The sequence below is a fragment of the Pseudomonas rosaeacicularis genome, assembly GCF_057128745.1.
Window position 1 is genome coordinate 148,573 of sequence record NZ_JBSKHT010000014.1, and the last position, 14,797, is coordinate 163,369.

Below are 14,797 nucleotides of genomic sequence, written 5' to 3' on the forward strand. Positions count from 1 at the left end.
TTCTCTTGATTCTCTCTGTGTCCACGGTTTTTCTGTAGGAGCGAATTTATTCGCGAGACGGGCTGCCCACGAACACCGCATCAAGCCTCGCCAACAAGTTGGCTCCTACAGGGGTTGCGCGTGAGTCCTTATTGCAACGCCAACGACTTCTCATTAGCCGCCACTTCCCGGCCTTTGGCGTAAGCGCGTTGCACCGCAGGCCGGGCTTTGATGCGTTCGCGCCAGGCGTCGATGTTGGGGTATTGCGTCAGGTCCTGACCTTGGCGCGCCGGCTGAATCCAAGGGAAGATCGCCATGTCGGCAATCGAATATTCCCCCGCCACAAACGGCACTTCACCCAGGCGTTTTTCCAGCACGCCGTACAAGCGCGCCGCCTCGGCACCGAGCATGTCCAGCGCGAACGCAATGGGCTCCGGCGCTTTTTCCTTGAACACCTGCAACTGGCTCAGGTACGGCGTGACATGCCCGACCTGCCAGAACAGCCATTCCTGCACGCGCTGGCGCTCAACGCTGCCATCGGCCGGCAAAAACTGCCCGGCCTTGTTCGCCAGATAATTCAGGATAGCCCCGGATTCAAACAGACTCAGGGCCTCGTCATTGCCAGCAGGCGCGTGGTCGACAATCGCCGGAATCCGCCCGTTGGCGCTGATCGCCTGGAACCAGTCCTGCTTCTGCTCGCCAGTGCGGATGTTGATCGGCCGCACGGTGTAAGGCAGCTCCAGCTCTTCGAGCAAAATCGCAATTTTTAGGCCGTTGCCCGTCGGCCAGAAATACAGATCGATCATGCGTAGGCCTTGATCGAAGGGGCCATTTGCGAGGCGTTGTAATTGAGCACTTTGCCTTCCAGGTTGACGCCATAACGGCCGTTCAACGATTCCAGCGGGCGACCGTACAGGTGGAAATGCAGGGTCGGGGTTTCGCCATCGACCTTGATCCCGTGCAGGTCTTCGCCGAGGAAGCTGATCGAGGTGCCAGGCTGGACGACGACTTCTTTTTCCAGCTCGATTTTGGCGAATTCAGGGTTGCTGCCGTCGTCGGTGCGCGCCCACACGTAGTTGATTTCCTGACCTTGTACGGCAACGATCACCGCCCAGGTTTCGTGGTTGTGCGGCAGCGTGCTTTTGCCCGGCAGCAGCGAGTTCATGTACAGCGTCGGGGTTTCGCCGTCATCGTTCAGGCGGTAACGGAAAGCGGTATCACCCTCCCCCGGCACTGGCGAGGGGAAGCTTGCGAAGTTGAAAAGGTCGTGCCGCTGGGCGAGGTCTTCCAGCAGGCTGACGATTTCTGTCAGCGCGTCGCGGTCAACGCCACGGGCGTGGATGACGCGGATTTTCTGCAGGAAATCTTCGATCACTTGGCTGCGGTTTTCGGTGCTCATCAGGTGCTCCTTTTATTAGTTCAGTTGTGACTCGATCCCTGTGGGAGCGGACCTGTCCGCGAAGGGGCCGGCAAGGCCGATACAAATTTATCGTCTGGCAGATTGCATTCGCGGACAGGTCCGCTCCCACGGGTATTCAGTCGTTCCAGAGAGGGCGATGCCAGTCATCACACCGACAAACTGTACCGGCTGATATTGCTCAACAAATACGGGTCGCCATTCACGGCAGGGCGGCGGCCGGCGTCGCCCAGGGCGTGGCGCAAAAACTCTTGTGTACGCTCGCTGGTGGGCCGCTGGAAAATCTGTTCGGCGCTGCCGCTTTCAACAATCAGGCCGTTCTCGGTGAAATACACCACGTCGCTGATGTCCTCGGCGAAACGCATTTCGTGGGTCACCAGCACGCAGGTCATGCCCTCCTCGGTCAGTTCGCGAATCACCGTCAGCACTTCGCCCACGGTTTCCGGGTCCAGCGCTGAAGTCACTTCGTCAAACAGGATCAACTCAGGCCGCATCGCCAGCGCCCGGGCAATCGCCACCCGCTGCTGCTGACCGCCAGACAACTGGCCCGGATACGCATCGGCCTTGTGCTCCATGCGCACTTTGGCCAGCAACGCTCGCGCTTCTTTCTCGGCATCCACCGAGTTGCGACCCAGTACTTTGCGCGGCGCGATCACCAGGTTTTCCAGCACCGACAGATGCGGGAACAGGTTGTACTGCTGGAACACGAACCCAACCTTCTTGCGCAGCTCGATGCGCTGCGCCTCACTGGTCAGCTTCTGCACCTCGGTGCTGCCCACGCGAATGCTGCCGCGCTGGGGCGAAAGCAATCCGGTGATGCAGCGCAGGATGGTGGATTTGCCCGAGCCGGACGGGCCGATGATCGACACCGCCTGACCGCGCTGCACGTCCAGATCAATGCCCTTGAGCACGCGGTTCTGGCCGAACGACAAATGAATATCGCGCAGGCTGACCAGGGGTTCGGCGGCGAGCGTTTCAGGAGAAGGCATAACGTCGCTCCAGGCGTTGAGTGAGTCGGGAAATCGGGTAGCAATAGGCGAAAAACAGCGCCAGCACACTGAAGTAAATCAGCACGGTAAAGCCGGTGCGGTTGACGGTGTTACTGGCGATCTGCGCGGTGTCGATCAGGTCATGCACGCCCACCAGCGAGGCCAGCGCGGTGCCCATGGTGATTACGGCGTAGAGGTTCATCCACGGCGGCAGCATGCGTTTGAAGCACTGCGGCAGGATGATGGAACGGAAAATCTGCCCACGGGTGAATGCAAGCGAACGAGCCGCTTCCCATTGGGTGCTGGGGATCGAACCGATGGCGCCGCGAAAGATTTCCGCGACATTGGCGCTGGCCGGCAGTGCCAGGCCGATGGTGACTTTCACCCAGTCCGGAAACGAGATCCAGCTGCTGCCAATATGAATCTCAAACGGGAACACGTAGGTCGTGAAATAGATCAACACCAGCCACGGCGCATTGCGAAAGATCTGCACCCAGACCTTGGCCGGTAAGCGCGTCAGCCAGAACGGCGACATTGCCAGCGCGCCCACCAGCAGGCCCAAGAGCGAGCCGATGGCAATCGCCAACAGGCTGATCAAAATGTTCTGTCCAAACCCTTTTGCCAGCGCCGGCGACCATTCCACCAGCGATTTGAACACCGGGCTATTGGGTGCGCCGAACACCAGCCAGAGCACGGCGATCAACAGCAACGACAGTTTGCCCACGTGCCGGCGCGGCCAGTTCAGCGGCGCAGGTGCGGAGGATTCAATGGCCATAACCGGGCATCCTCAGTCGGGTTTCCAGGGCACGACCGGCGCAGTTGACGATAAAACTCAACAGGCCAAAAAAAGTCAGCAGCAAAATCATCAGCTCCAGCACGTTGTCACTCTGGGTCCAGATCATGATCGAGGCGTAGGTGATGTCACCCACCGCAATGGCCGAGGCCACGGCGGTCATCTTCACCAGATCGATCAGGTTGTTGATCAGTGACGGCAAGGCGAAGCGCACCGCGAGCGGCAACTGCACATTCCACAGCAGCTGGCGGCTGCTGAAGGCCAGCGAACTGGCGGCCTCCATGGTCACGGCGGGCACCGCTTCGATCCCGGCGCGCAGGGCCTCGGCATGGAACGCACCCTTGTGCAGGGAAATCACGATCACCACCCAGGCGAACGGTGTCAGCGGATTCGCCGCGCCCACGGCCTGGGTCAACAGCATGTTCAGCACCAGGAACGCGCAGTACAGCTGCACCAGCGTCGGGGTGTTGCGGGTGACTTCGATGAACACCCGCGCAGGTTTCGCCAACCACGGTTTGCCCGACGTCAGCATCGCCGCCAGGCTCACACCGGCCAGCAGACTGCCGACGATGGTGCAGGCGCAGAGCGCAATGGTGGTCAGCGCGCCGTCGACCATCGAGCCGCGTTGATAGGCGTCCAGCAGGAAGCTGTAGTTCAGCCCCAGCTTCGCCGTCCACTGCACAAACATTTCCAGCCAATGACTCATGCCAACGCCTCGACGCGCAGCTGCGCACAAGCGGCCGCAATGCGCCGCCCGGCTTCGGTCACGCTGTCGGTGGCGGTGGCAATCGACAAGCGAAACCAAGGCGACAGGCCATAGGCATTGCCTGCGACACCGGCCACGCCTTCTTCGAGGAGGTAATCGACCACGTCGTCATCGCTGTTCAAGCGCTGGCCATCGGGACGCACGCGGCCAAGCAATCCGGCGCAGCGCACGAACACGAAAAACCCGCCCTGAGGCGTGAGCACTTGCAGGCCGTCCACCTCTTTCAAAGCGCTGACCAGAATGTCCCGACGCCGGTGATAGGCCGCCACCTGCGCCGGCAGGAAATCCAGACCGCCTTCGAACGCGGCCAATGCGGCGGCCTGCCCCACCGACGAAGCGCCGGAGGTGGCTTGGGACTGCACAACCGTCATGGCGGTGGTCAATTCTTTCGGGCCTGCGCCGAATCCGATGCGCCAGCCGGTCATGGCGTAGGTTTTCGACACACCGCCCACCAGCAGCGCGCGCGGCTGCAAGTCCGGTGCGACGTTGAGCAGGCTCAATGCCGATTGGCCGTCAAAGCGGATGTGTTCGTACAGCTCGTCCAGCAGCACAAGCACCTGCGGATGACGGCGCAACACCTCGGCCAACGCCAACAACTCCGCTTCGCTGTACACCGCGCCGCTGGGGTTGCCGGGGCCGTTGAGAATCAACCAGCGGGTGCGCTCGGTGATGTGGTGTTCGAGCTGCGCCGGGGTCAGTTTGCAGCCCTGCTCCAGGCCGCATTCGATGAACACCGGTACGCCGCCGTTGATCCTTACGATGTCCGGGAACGACGGCCAGTAAGGCACCGGCACCAGCACTTCATCGCCGTCGTCCAGGGTCGCGGCGAAGGCGTTGAAAATGATCTGCTTGGCGCCGTTGGCGATGACGATGGACGGCAGCGGATAGTCCAGACGGTTTTCCGCCTTGAGCTTGCGCTGCACCGCTTCACGCAACTTGCGCACGCCGGGGGTCGGCGTGTACTTGGTCGCCCCGCCGTCGATGGCTTTGTACGCCGCTTGCTTGATGTGCTCCGGGGTGTCGAAATCCGGCTCGCCGGTGGTCATGTCGATGATGTCGCGACCGGCCTCGCGCAGTTCGGTGACGCGGGATTTCGCCGCCGCGTTGGCTGACAACGAAACGCGTTGTACGCGCAGTGACAAATGAACGGTCATGGCGCTGTCCTTTCTGTTTGAGTGGCGACACTCGCCAGGACTTTGCCTGGGTTGAGCAGGTTGTGCGGGTCCAGCGCCTGCTTGATGCGGCGCATCAGGTCCAGTTCCACCGGGCTTTTGTAGCGCGGCAGCATCGCCAGTTTGCGCTGGCCGATGCCGTGTTCGGCGCTGATCGAACCACCATGGGCCGCCGTGCTGTCGTGCACGATCTGGCTGAGGGCTGCGTAGTTTTTCATGTGTGCCTCGACCGTCGAGTCCAGCGGATGGGCGACGTTGTAATGCAGATTGCCGTCGCCCAAGTGGCCGAAGGTGAAGTTGCGCACGCCGGGGAAGTGCCGTTGCAGCAGCGCGTCGGTCTCGGTGACGAAACTGACGATGCGCGAAATCGGGATCGAAATATCGTGCTTCATGTTGCGACCGGCTTTCTTCTGCGCCTCGCTCATGTTCTCGCGCAGCAGCCACAACGCTTCGCTCTGCGCTACGCTCTCGGCAATCAACGCATCAGCAAGCAAGTCGGCTTCAAACGCCTCGCCCAGCACATGCTCGAAGGATTCGCGGGCGTGGGTTTCGCTGTGGTTGTCCGACAGTTCCAGCAGGGCGAACCAGGGTTGGGCTGCGTGGATGAACGGTTGTGGGCCGTCCGGGAATTGCTCGCGCAGCAGCGCCAGACAATCGGCGGTCAGCAGCTCGAAGGCGGTCAGGCTGGCGCCAAAACCTGAGCGGGCGTGGGACAGAAAACTCACCGCCTGGGCAAGCGAATCGAAGGCCAGCAGCGCCGTGCATTGCGCCTTGGGCAACGGGAACAGTTTCAGCGTGGCGGCAGTGATGATGCCCAGCGTGCCTTCGCTGCCGATGTATAGGTCCCGAAGGTCGTAACCGGTGTTGTCCTTGCGCAAGCCGCGCAGGCCATTCCAGATTTCACCTTCGGCGGTGACCACTTCCAGGCCCAACGTGAGTTCGCGGGTGTTGCCATAGCGCAACACCGCCGTGCCGCCAGCGTTGGTGCCGAGGTTGCCGCCAATGGTGCAACTGCCCTGCGCGCCCAGGCTCAGGGGAAACAGCCGCCCTGCCTGACGCGCGATGTCCTGCACGTTTTGCAGGATGCAGCCGGCTTCGACGGTCAGGGTGTCGTTGTCGGTATCGACCTGGCGCACGCGGTTCAGACGGTCAAGCAACAGCAACACCGAACGCCCGCTGGCATCCGGCGTTGCAGCGCCCATCAAACCGGTGTTGCCGCCCTGCACCACAATCGGCGCCTGATGCGCGACGCAGGCCTTGACCACCGCAGCGACTTCTTCGGTGTTGGCCGGATGCACCACCGCCAGCGCGCTGCCAACGTACGTGCCTTGCTTGTCGGTCAACTGGTCGGCGGCTTCATCGGCGCGTAGCACGTGCTTGTCGCCCAGCAACTGCTGCAGGGTCTGAAAAAGGTCATTGCTCATCAGGTTTCTCGCTCAAGGGCTTACTGGCTGGCAAGCGGCGCGGCGTTGCGGAACTGCTCGTGCAGGTCACGCAGGGCTTGGGACGGCGCCATGCCGGTGCGCTCACCCACTTCGATCAGCCAGCCGCTGCGGTGCCAGTCGCGCACGATGGCGTCGAGCTTGGCCTGAGTGTCTTTTTCGCCCTTGCGGACCCAGATCACCGATTTGGACGGGATCAGGTCCGTGGACAATGGGATTTCGAAACCGGCCCAATCGGCATCGCTGAGCAAGGCGTGCATGGTCGGGCTGACGTGTACCGCCGCCACACAGCCATTGCCGCGCAGGGACAACAGCGACTCGGACTGGCTGCGGAAGGCCTTGATCTCGGCGCCGTAGGTTTCCTGCAACGGCTTGATGAAGTTGCTGCCCTGGGACACGCATACCGGTTTGCCCTTGAGGTCTTCCCACTTGCTGATGCCCGCGCCTTTGCGGATCAAGGCCGCGCCGCCGACTTCTTCATAGGGGGTCGGCACGTAATCGAGAATCTCGGCGCGCTCATCGGTGTACTGCATGTTGGCGATCAGGATGTCGACCTTGCCCTGTTGCAGAAACTGCACGCGGTTGGGCGCCAGCACTGAAACGGTGTCCACTTCCACACCCAGCTTCTGGCCGATGCCCTTGGCCAACTCGACGTTGTAGCCCAGATGCTCGCCGGTCTTCGGGTCGATGGTGCCGAACGGCGGGCCGCTGAGGATCACGCCGATGCTGATTTTGTGGCGCTGGGCAATCTTGTCCAGCGTCGCGTCGGCGTGGACGAGCGAGGCGCAGAGGATCAGGCCGAGTGCGGTGAGGGTTTTGCCAAAAGCGAAGCTATTCATGGGTGATTGCCTGGGGCGAGCTTATTGAGAGAGCCCCGACGCCTGAACGTCGGATGATCAAAGGAAACGGGATCAGGCGCCGGTCTGGAACTGCTTTTGCAGCTCGACCAATGCAGGCGATGCCGGGGTGATGTGGTGGCGCTTTTCAGCGTCGATCAACCAGCCGCTGCGGTGCCATTGTTTGACGATGGCATCGAGTTTGGCCTGGGTGTCGGTTTCGCCCGGACGGGTCCAGATCACCGAAGGCGCCGGGTTCAGCTCCGGGCTGATGGCGCGGTAGTCCTTCCATTCGGCGCTGTCGGCGATCAACGGGTTGATCAGCGTGGCGTCATGCACAGCGGCGACGCAGTTGTTGCCGCGCAGGGCCAGCAGCGATTCGGATGAGCTTTTGAACGCCTTGAGTTCGGCGCCGAATTCGGTCAGCGGCTTGACGTAGCTGCTGCCCTGGGAGGTGCAGACCGGTTGGCCTTTGAGGTCTTCCCATTTTGTGATTTTGCTGTCCTTGAGCACGGCTGCGGTACCGCCCACGCGATAGAACGGCGTGGGCACGAAGCCCAGAATCTGCCCGCGCTCGGCGGTCCATTCCATGTTGGCGATCAGCAGATCGACCTTGCCCTGTTGCAGGAACTGCACGCGGTTGGCAGGCAGCACCGGCACCAGCTCGACTTCGGCGTCGAGCTGGCGGCCGATGTCCTGAGCCAGATCAACATTCAGGCCCAGTGGTTTTTGCGTGGAGGGATCAATCGAACCAAACGGTCCGCCCGACAGCAGCACGCCGACTACCAGACGATGACGCTCCTGGATTTTGTCCAGCGTGGCATCGGCCTGAACCATCGCGCTGGCGCCCAGCGTGAGCAGAGCGCCGAACAGCAGCGGCAGAAATCGTGTGGCAGGCGAGCGCAGGTACGGCATGGATGTTCCCCTCAGGTCATGGTCGTCGCCCCTTCTGAAGAAGGGCTTACGGATGAGGGGCATCCTAGGGACAGGGGGTTGAGAACGGAAATGCAAATATCAAATATGGTTATAACTTTTAGGATTCAGCGCTTGGAACAATTTGCTAAAAGCTCGTAAATCGTGGGCCTTAGCTGATCAACGTGGAAAAATATTTTCGTAATTCATAAAAAAACGTAATGTATTTACCTTCTTCGATGATATGAATAATTATCCCTGTAGGAGCTGCCGAAGGCTGCGAAACGCAGTGTCAGTAAAACCGACATTGCCCCGGCAATCGCATCGCAGCCTTCGGCAGCTCCTACAATTTGATCGAGTTACGACCTAATTTTTGCTGAGCCCACCACCATGTCCACCACCCTCGACCTCGAACTGCTGCGCACTTTCGTTGCTGTCGTCGACCACCACAGCTTCGCCGAAGCCGGAGTGCAATTGGCGCGTACGCAATCTTCGGTGACCCAGCACATGCAGCGTCTGGAGCAACAGATTGGCGTCAGCCTGTTCCAGAAACAGGGCCGGCAGAAACAGCTCACCGACCCCGGCCGACAACTGTTGCGCCATGCACGGCAGATGCTCTCGCTCAACGACGACGCCCTCAATTCCCTGCGTGAAAGCAGCCTCAGCGGTGTGCTGCGCATTGGCTCGCCCCATGACATCGCCGACACCATTCTGCCGCCGATCCTCAGCCACATCGCCCGGTCGGCACCGCGCTTGCGGCTGGAGATCGACGTCGGGCGCAGTCCGTTTCTGATGGAGGACCTGCATCGCGGCAAGGTGGATATGGTGATTTCCACCCGCGAAGATCCAGGGCTTGAGGGCTTTGCGTTGCGCACCTCGCCGGTCTGGTGGATTTGTTCGGCGCAGTACCAGCATGTGCCGGGGGAGCCGATTCCGCTGATCCTGGTGGATGAACCGAGCATTTATCGGCGCTATGCGCTGGAGGCATTGGAGCGGGCAAACATCCCGTGGCGACAGGCGTATCTGGCGTCAAACCTGATCGGCATCAAGGCTGCGACCCGCGCAGGGTTGGGCGTGACGCCGCGCAGCATGGAAATGCTCGGCCCCGACATGCGCGTGCTGGGTGAGGCGGACGGCCTGCCGAGGCTGCCGGATGTGACGTATCACCTTTGGATCCGGCCCAACACGGTCAACCCGCTGGCACGCCGGGCGTATGAGTTGATTCGCGGGAGTCAGGGGTTGTAGAACTCCACTGCGCGCGCGGCCTACATAAATCGTGGTAGCGGACCTGTCCGCGAAGAGGTCCATACAGCCGACACATCTCTATCGGCTGATCAATGGCTTTCGCGGACAGGTCCGCTCCCACAGGGATCGTTGATCGTCCCGTCCTCAATCCTGATCAGCACGACCCAGCGACGCGTCCAGCCACTTATCCAGATCGCTGATTTCGTTGCCGTTGATGCTGTGCCCCAAACCGGGATAGGAATGAAGCTCGGGTACCAAGGCCAGCTTTTTCAGCGCCACGTTGGCATTGGTCGCACCGGTGTACGCCACACGGGTGTCCGCCGTGCCATGGCCGATGAATACTTTCAGGTTCTTGAGCCGATCATCAGGTTTCAACCGAGCGTTCAGCGCCGAGAGAATCTTGCCACTGAGCGACGCAATGCCGCGCACAAGCTCGGGGTGCTGCAAGCCAATTTGATAGGTCATCATCGCGCCCTGACTGAAACCGATCAGGATCACCTTGTCGGGCTGGGTGTCGTACTTCTTGGTCGCCTGCTCGATGAACTGCGTCAGCAACGTGGTACTCGTATCGATGTCGCTGATCACGCCTTCGTAGTCGGCGACGTCGGTGTCCTGGCTGAACCACTTGTGGCCGCCGCCGTCGATGTCCAGCGGCGCGCGAACGGAAAGATAGGTGTAATCGGGGGAAAGGTCGTCCTTGATACCGAACAGGTCGCGCTCGTCACTGCCATAGCCGTGAAGAAAGATCACCAGCGGCGCGTCTTTGGCAGCGGCGGGACTTGAAGCGAGATACGGCAAGGCAAGGTCGGTTAGCAAGGCAGGCTGGGCGTGGGCCAGTCCGGAAAATACGCACAACAGCGCGGCGAAAAACTTCATCATTGTGGCAAGGCCCTATGCAAAAAACGTCCGGCCCATCATACGCAGCATCATCCGGATGTCAGCCCGCAATTGACCGGGGGAAGCTGTCGGGATGCTGTCGGGGATGCAGATTTCGACTGCTCCCCCAATTCAATACATGACGTTGCCTCGAGAGTTGGTAACCCGCGCAGGCCACAAAACTGTGGGAGCGGACCTGTCCGCGAAAGCGATCTATCAGACGCTGTAGATGTGTCGGATTCACTGGCCTCTTCGCGGACACGTCCGCTCCCACGGTTCCAAGCCAGGCGCAGGTTGATCAATCGCCGCACTGCTGCGGTGCGGCGCACCATTGGGTTGCGGTAATCGACTGCATAGGCGGCCTTAACCGAAACCAATCGCAACGGCCGCAAAGCCAAAACGATTCATCTCAATCAATCTTTGAATCAAACCAACCGAAATCGAATGACCCACGCGGGCCACGCAGGTGCGTGTGACAAAACACCGCGCCTGCAAAGTGGTTCACTTGAATCATTTCAAAATTTTCTGGCACAGCTGTTGCAAATTCTCTCGCATCTTCCGCCTTCATGCGTGGCATTGCCGATGAACCGTGACCTTCTTTGCGCACAGCTCAAGCAGCAGTTCGAGACTTTCCCTCGGCAGGAGCGCGCGGCGGCCAGCTTCATTCTGGACAACCTGCATGAAGTCGCGGTGATGTCGATGCGCGATCTGGCGCGGCTGGCCAATGTTCCGCCTTCGACCATGACCCGCCTGGCCAAACGCATGGGCCTGTCGGGCTATGACGAGCTGCGCGAGCTGTTCATCGATTCGTTACGCGGCAACAGCAACGCCTACGGCTCGCGAGCCCATGGATTGGTCGAACTCAAGCAGCGCGTCGGTGAGCATCAGGTAATCGAGGACATGGCCAACAACGCCATCGAGCAGATCCAGTCGATGTGCAACCCCGACAACCTCGAGGCGATGTCCCGCGCCGTCGCCCTGCTGGCCGGCGCACGACAAGTCTATTGCCTGGGTATGCGCTCCTCGTTCGGCGTGGCGTTTCAGTTCTCCCATGTGGCCTCTTATTTCGCGAAAAACGTGCGGCTGGTCGAGGGCGCCGGCGAGAGCGGCGTGATGTCGATCATCAACCAGACCAGCGCCAAAGACGTCGCGCTGGTGTGCAGTTTGCCGCGCTACTCCCGACGCCTGATCACCCTGACCAATTACCTGCACCAGCAAGGCGTGCGGATCATCACCATCACCGACAGCGTCACTTCGCCCACCGCGCGGATGGCCGCTGAAACCATCATCGTCAAGAACCAGACCCCGTCCTTCTACGACACCGTCGTGCCGGCCATGCTGGTCAGCGAAATGCTGGTGGCGCTGATGTCGGCGCACGCCAACCAGGACGGCGAAGCCTCGGTTACCCGCACCGAAGAAAAACTGCTGAGCCTGGGCGAATGGTGGGATCTGGGCTGAACACTTTCCTGCATCTGCAACTGATTTGAACCTCGAACCGCTTAACCCTCGGAGCACCACCATGAACGTCAATCCGTGCAAGCCCTTTACTAAAACACTGATCGTGGCGGGACTCTGCGCCCTGTTTTCCAGCACCTTCGTCCAGGCCGGCGACGCGCTGGATCGCATCATGAAAAGCAACCAGCTGCGCGTTGCCGTGCCGGTAGATTATCCGCCGTATGGCTACGTCGGGCCGGACATGGCACCCCAGGGTCTGGACATCGACGTCGCCACGCTGATGGCGAAAAAGCTCGGCGTAAAGCTGCAACTGGTGCCGGTCACCGCGCCTAACCGCGTGGCCTACATCCAGTCGGGCAAGGCTGATTTCACCATCTCCTCCCTGGGCAAAACCGCCGAGCGCGAGAAGGTGATCGACTACAGCATTGCCTACTCGCCGTTCTTCGACGCGGTGTTCGGCGCAGCGGCACTGCCGGTCAAAACCCTGGGCGACATGGCCGGCAAAACCGTTTCCGTGACCCGTGGCTCGATGCAGGACAAAGAGCTGACCGACGCCGCGCCGGAAGCCGTAACCAAGCGTTTTGAAGACAACAACAGCACCATCTCAGCGTTCCTTTCCGGGCAGACGCAAATGGTCGCCATCGGCACCACCGTCGCTGCCGCGCTGAAGCAAAAGAATCCGAAGATGGACATCGAGCTGAAGGTGGTGCTGTCCAACGCGCCGAACTACATCGGCATGAACAAGGATCAGCCGGAACTGCGCGCCAAGGTCAACGAGATCATTCGTGAAGCCAAGGCCGACGGCACCCTGGACGCCATCAGCCAGAAATGGCTGGGCGCACCGGCTGGCGAGCTTCCAGAGTAAGCATGGGCGCCCTCTCCCCCACCCTGGTCGAACTGGCGCGCTGGAGCGCAGCGGTTCGGCTGGCGGACATCCCGCTTTCGGTGCAACACGCCGCCAAGCGCTGCCTGATCGACACCCTCGGCGTCGCGGTGGCGGGCAGCCACAGCGAGGTCGCCAGCCAGGCGCGGGCGGTCTGCCAATTGACCGCCGCTGCGGGCCATTCGACGGTGCTGGGCGATACACAATTGCTCAGCGCGCCAGCGGCGGCTTTCGTCAACTCAACCGCCGGGCATGCACTGGATTTCGACGACAACGCCTACCCGGGTTTCGTCCATGGTTCGGTGGTGATCCTGCCCGCAGCGCTGGCCGTGACGCAGATGCGTGACCTGAGCGGTGCGGTGCTGCTGACAGCGTTTGTGGTGGGGGCCGAATGTGAATACGCATTGGCCAAGGCGCTGAACCGGCAGATTTATGATCGTGGTTGGTGGACGACGGGTGTGCTGGGCGTTGTCGGTTCCTGCGCAGCGGCGTGCCACGCACTGGGCCTGAACGCTACGCAAACCGCTTCGGCATTGGGACTGGCGTTGACCGGCACTGGCGGCATGAAAGCCGGTTTCGGCACCGACGCAAAAATGCTCATCGCCGGACGAACCAGCGAGGCAGGCGTGATCGCCGCACTGTTGGCCAGCCACGGCAGCCAGGGCCCGCTGGACATCGTCGAGCACAGCAGAGGTTTGTCGGTGATGTTCAACGGCGGCGTGCTCTCGCCATTGCCAGCGCTAGGTCACGAATGGAGCCTGCTCGCCCCGGGCGTGGACATCAAACGCATCCCGATCTGCCTGTCGTCACACGCAGCGGTGGATGCCTTGCGTGAGATCCTGCGGCTGGCATCTATCAACGCAGATGACATCGCCGAGATCATCTGTGACGTCCCGCCGATCGTCATCGCCAACCTGATTCACGACGCGCCGACCCAGCGCCAGCAGGCGCAATTCAGCATGCCATTCGCCATGGCGGCCACCTGCCTGCTGGACGAGATCACCCTCGATTCACTCAACGACGCCACGATCAACCGTGCCGACCTGCAACAGTTGATGCGCCGCGTGCGGATGATCAGCAGTGAACGCTGGCAGTCGGACCTGTTGGTCTCAGCGCCTGAAGGCGCGTGGGTCAACGTCATCAGCAGCGACGGCGCCTGCACCGAACGCTTCTGCGCCATGCCTTTGGGTTCGGCGTTCAACCCACTCTCGCAGGCGCAATTGCGGAGCAAATTCATGCACTGCGTCAGGCCCGTGATGGGCGCCACTGATGCACAGGCCTTGCTCGAACGGCTTGAACACCTGGAACACCTGCCGCGCATTCGCGAGTTGCTCCCCCATTTGAATTCCGTGGAGCCAAACGCCTCATGACTTTAGATTTCTCGGTCGTATTCAAGCAGTGGCCGCTGATACTGGACGGCATGCTGCTGACGATTTTCCTGACGCTGTTTTCAGCAGTGGTCGGAACCCTGCTGGGCATCGCCTGCGGGCTGGTTCGCAGCAAAGGCCCGAAGTGGGCGCGCTGGACAGTGGGGCTTTACGTGGAGCTGATCCGCAACACGCCCTTCATCATTCAGCTGTTTTTCATCTTCTTCGGCTTGCCAGGGCTGGGCCTGAAAATGACCGCGCTGACGGCGGCGATCGTCGCCAATGTGATCAACCTGGGCGCCTACGTCAGCGAGATCGCCCGCTCCGGCATCGAAGCCACGCCCGATGGCCAGATCGAAGCGGCGCAAAGCCTGGCGCTGAATCGCTGGCAGGTGTTCACCCGCGTGGTGCTGCCACCTGCGCTCAAACGCATATGGCCGACGCTGGTCGGGCAGATGGTCATCATCATGCTCGGCTCGGCGGTGTGCAGCCAGATTTCCACCGAAGAGCTGACCTACGCCGCCAACCAGATCGCCAGTAACTCGTTCCGTAATTTCGAAACCTACATCGTCGTGGCAGCCCTGTACCTGCTGCTCGCCATCGCCCTGCGCCGCCTGCTGAACTGGGTCGGTCCGCGTTTCATCTTCGGTCGCTGAGGGAAAACC

General features: G+C 61.1%; 16 protein-coding genes. 5 read left to right on the forward strand and 11 right to left on the reverse strand.

Annotated features, from left to right (window positions below; genetic code table 11):
* Positions 1–128: 128 nt before the first annotated feature.
* The 9 genes from ACWKWM_RS19110 to ACWKWM_RS19150 form a co-directional block, all read right to left on the reverse strand.
* Complete coding sequence (locus ACWKWM_RS19110) at positions 129–785, reverse strand: glutathione S-transferase family protein (protein WP_483847633.1); 657 nt, start codon at positions 783–785, stop codon at positions 129–131.
* Complete coding sequence (locus tag ACWKWM_RS19115; protein ID WP_483847634.1) at positions 782–1,378, reverse strand: cysteine dioxygenase family protein; 597 nt, start codon at positions 1,376–1,378, stop codon at positions 782–784. The genes ACWKWM_RS19110 and ACWKWM_RS19115 overlap by 4 nt, the downstream gene beginning before the upstream one ends.
* A 167-nt stretch (positions 1,379–1,545) precedes the next feature.
* The gene (locus ACWKWM_RS19120; RefSeq protein WP_483847635.1) at positions 1,546–2,385 is read right to left on the reverse strand and encodes an amino acid ABC transporter ATP-binding protein; all 840 of its coding nucleotides are present in this window, start codon (positions 2,383–2,385) and stop codon (positions 1,546–1,548) included.
* Positions 2,372–3,160, reverse strand: coding sequence for an amino acid ABC transporter permease (locus tag ACWKWM_RS19125; RefSeq protein ID WP_483847636.1), 789 nt, complete (start codon positions 3,158–3,160; stop codon positions 2,372–2,374). Before ACWKWM_RS19125 ends, ACWKWM_RS19120 begins: the two co-directional genes overlap by 14 nt.
* Complete coding sequence (locus ACWKWM_RS19130; RefSeq protein WP_483847637.1) at positions 3,150–3,884, reverse strand: amino acid ABC transporter permease; 735 nt, start codon at positions 3,882–3,884, stop codon at positions 3,150–3,152. Before ACWKWM_RS19130 ends, ACWKWM_RS19125 begins: the two co-directional genes overlap by 11 nt.
* Positions 3,881–5,098, reverse strand: a complete 1,218-nt coding sequence (locus tag ACWKWM_RS19135; protein ID WP_483847638.1) for an aminotransferase class I/II-fold pyridoxal phosphate-dependent enzyme — start codon at positions 5,096–5,098, stop codon at positions 3,881–3,883. The genes ACWKWM_RS19130 and ACWKWM_RS19135 overlap by 4 nt, the downstream gene beginning before the upstream one ends.
* Positions 5,095–6,540, reverse strand: coding sequence for an FAD-binding oxidoreductase (locus tag ACWKWM_RS19140; RefSeq protein WP_483847639.1), 1,446 nt, complete (start codon positions 6,538–6,540; stop codon positions 5,095–5,097). Before ACWKWM_RS19140 ends, ACWKWM_RS19135 begins: the two co-directional genes overlap by 4 nt.
* A gap of 20 nt (positions 6,541–6,560) precedes the next feature.
* Positions 6,561–7,397: a transporter substrate-binding domain-containing protein gene (locus ACWKWM_RS19145; RefSeq protein WP_483847640.1), complete on the reverse strand. Its 837-nt coding sequence runs from the start codon at positions 7,395–7,397 to the stop codon at positions 6,561–6,563.
* Between the two features lie 72 nt (positions 7,398–7,469).
* On the reverse strand, positions 7,470–8,309 hold the full coding sequence (locus ACWKWM_RS19150; RefSeq protein ID WP_483847641.1) for a transporter substrate-binding domain-containing protein: 840 nt from the start codon (positions 8,307–8,309) through the stop codon (positions 7,470–7,472).
* Positions 8,310–8,696: 387 nt separating this feature from the next.
* On the opposite strand from ACWKWM_RS19150, the gene ACWKWM_RS19155 reads away from it, so the two are divergent.
* A complete protein-coding gene (locus tag ACWKWM_RS19155) occupies positions 8,697–9,551 on the forward strand; it encodes a LysR substrate-binding domain-containing protein (protein WP_483847642.1) in 855 nt (284 codons plus the stop codon).
* A gap of 144 nt (positions 9,552–9,695) precedes the next feature.
* Here ACWKWM_RS19155 and ACWKWM_RS19160 read toward each other — a convergent pair whose 3' ends face one another.
* Complete coding sequence (locus ACWKWM_RS19160; protein ID WP_483847643.1) at positions 9,696–10,430, reverse strand: alpha/beta hydrolase; 735 nt, start codon at positions 10,428–10,430, stop codon at positions 9,696–9,698.
* Positions 10,431–10,836: 406 nt separating this feature from the next.
* A complete protein-coding gene (locus tag ACWKWM_RS19165; protein WP_483847644.1) occupies positions 10,837–11,004 on the reverse strand; it encodes a hypothetical protein in 168 nt (55 codons plus the stop codon).
* Positions 11,005–11,009: 5 nt separating this feature from the next.
* On the opposite strand from ACWKWM_RS19165, the gene ACWKWM_RS19170 reads away from it, so the two are divergent.
* The 4 genes from ACWKWM_RS19170 to ACWKWM_RS19185 all read left to right on the forward strand — a co-directional run bounded on the left by ACWKWM_RS19170 (position 11,010) and on the right by ACWKWM_RS19185 (position 14,788).
* Complete coding sequence (locus tag ACWKWM_RS19170) at positions 11,010–11,885, forward strand: MurR/RpiR family transcriptional regulator (RefSeq protein ID WP_483847645.1); 876 nt, start codon at positions 11,010–11,012, stop codon at positions 11,883–11,885.
* Between the two features lie 61 nt (positions 11,886–11,946).
* Positions 11,947–12,747, forward strand: coding sequence for a transporter substrate-binding domain-containing protein (locus tag ACWKWM_RS19175; protein ID WP_483847646.1), 801 nt, complete (start codon positions 11,947–11,949; stop codon positions 12,745–12,747).
* A gap of 2 nt (positions 12,748–12,749) precedes the next feature.
* The gene (locus ACWKWM_RS19180; protein WP_483847647.1) at positions 12,750–14,135 is read left to right on the forward strand and encodes an MmgE/PrpD family protein; all 1,386 of its coding nucleotides are present in this window, start codon (positions 12,750–12,752) and stop codon (positions 14,133–14,135) included.
* On the forward strand, positions 14,132–14,788 hold the full coding sequence (locus ACWKWM_RS19185) for an amino acid ABC transporter permease (protein ID WP_483847648.1): 657 nt from the start codon (positions 14,132–14,134) through the stop codon (positions 14,786–14,788). Before ACWKWM_RS19180 ends, ACWKWM_RS19185 begins: the two co-directional genes overlap by 4 nt.
* Positions 14,789–14,797 lie beyond the last annotated feature (9 nt).

Coding starts and splice junctions, on each gene's coding strand:
- ACWKWM_RS19110 (WP_483847633.1), bottom strand. CDS start 785: ATGATCGATCTGTATTTCTGGCCGACGGGCAACGGCCTAAAAATTGCG.
- ACWKWM_RS19115 (WP_483847634.1), bottom strand. CDS start 1,378: ATGAGCACCGAAAACCGCAGCCAAGTGATCGAAGATTTCCTGCAGAAA.
- ACWKWM_RS19120 (WP_483847635.1), bottom strand. CDS start 2,385: ATGCCTTCTCCTGAAACGCTCGCCGCCGAACCCCTGGTCAGCCTGCGC.
- ACWKWM_RS19125 (WP_483847636.1), bottom strand. CDS start 3,160: ATGGCCATTGAATCCTCCGCACCTGCGCCGCTGAACTGGCCGCGCCGG.
- ACWKWM_RS19130 (WP_483847637.1), bottom strand. CDS start 3,884: ATGAGTCATTGGCTGGAAATGTTTGTGCAGTGGACGGCGAAGCTGGGG.
- ACWKWM_RS19135 (WP_483847638.1), bottom strand. CDS start 5,098: ATGACCGTTCATTTGTCACTGCGCGTACAACGCGTTTCGTTGTCAGCC.
- ACWKWM_RS19140 (WP_483847639.1), bottom strand. CDS start 6,540: ATGAGCAATGACCTTTTTCAGACCCTGCAGCAGTTGCTGGGCGACAAG.
- ACWKWM_RS19145 (WP_483847640.1), bottom strand. CDS start 7,397: ATGAATAGCTTCGCTTTTGGCAAAACCCTCACCGCACTCGGCCTGATC.
- ACWKWM_RS19150 (WP_483847641.1), bottom strand. CDS start 8,309: ATGCCGTACCTGCGCTCGCCTGCCACACGATTTCTGCCGCTGCTGTTC.
- ACWKWM_RS19155 (WP_483847642.1), top strand. CDS start 8,697: ATGTCCACCACCCTCGACCTCGAACTGCTGCGCACTTTCGTTGCTGTC.
- ACWKWM_RS19160 (WP_483847643.1), bottom strand. CDS start 10,430: ATGATGAAGTTTTTCGCCGCGCTGTTGTGCGTATTTTCCGGACTGGCC.
- ACWKWM_RS19165 (WP_483847644.1), bottom strand. CDS start 11,004: ATGCCACGCATGAAGGCGGAAGATGCGAGAGAATTTGCAACAGCTGTG.
- ACWKWM_RS19170 (WP_483847645.1), top strand. CDS start 11,010: ATGAACCGTGACCTTCTTTGCGCACAGCTCAAGCAGCAGTTCGAGACT.
- ACWKWM_RS19175 (WP_483847646.1), top strand. CDS start 11,947: ATGAACGTCAATCCGTGCAAGCCCTTTACTAAAACACTGATCGTGGCG.
- ACWKWM_RS19180 (WP_483847647.1), top strand. CDS start 12,750: ATGGGCGCCCTCTCCCCCACCCTGGTCGAACTGGCGCGCTGGAGCGCA.
- ACWKWM_RS19185 (WP_483847648.1), top strand. CDS start 14,132: ATGACTTTAGATTTCTCGGTCGTATTCAAGCAGTGGCCGCTGATACTG.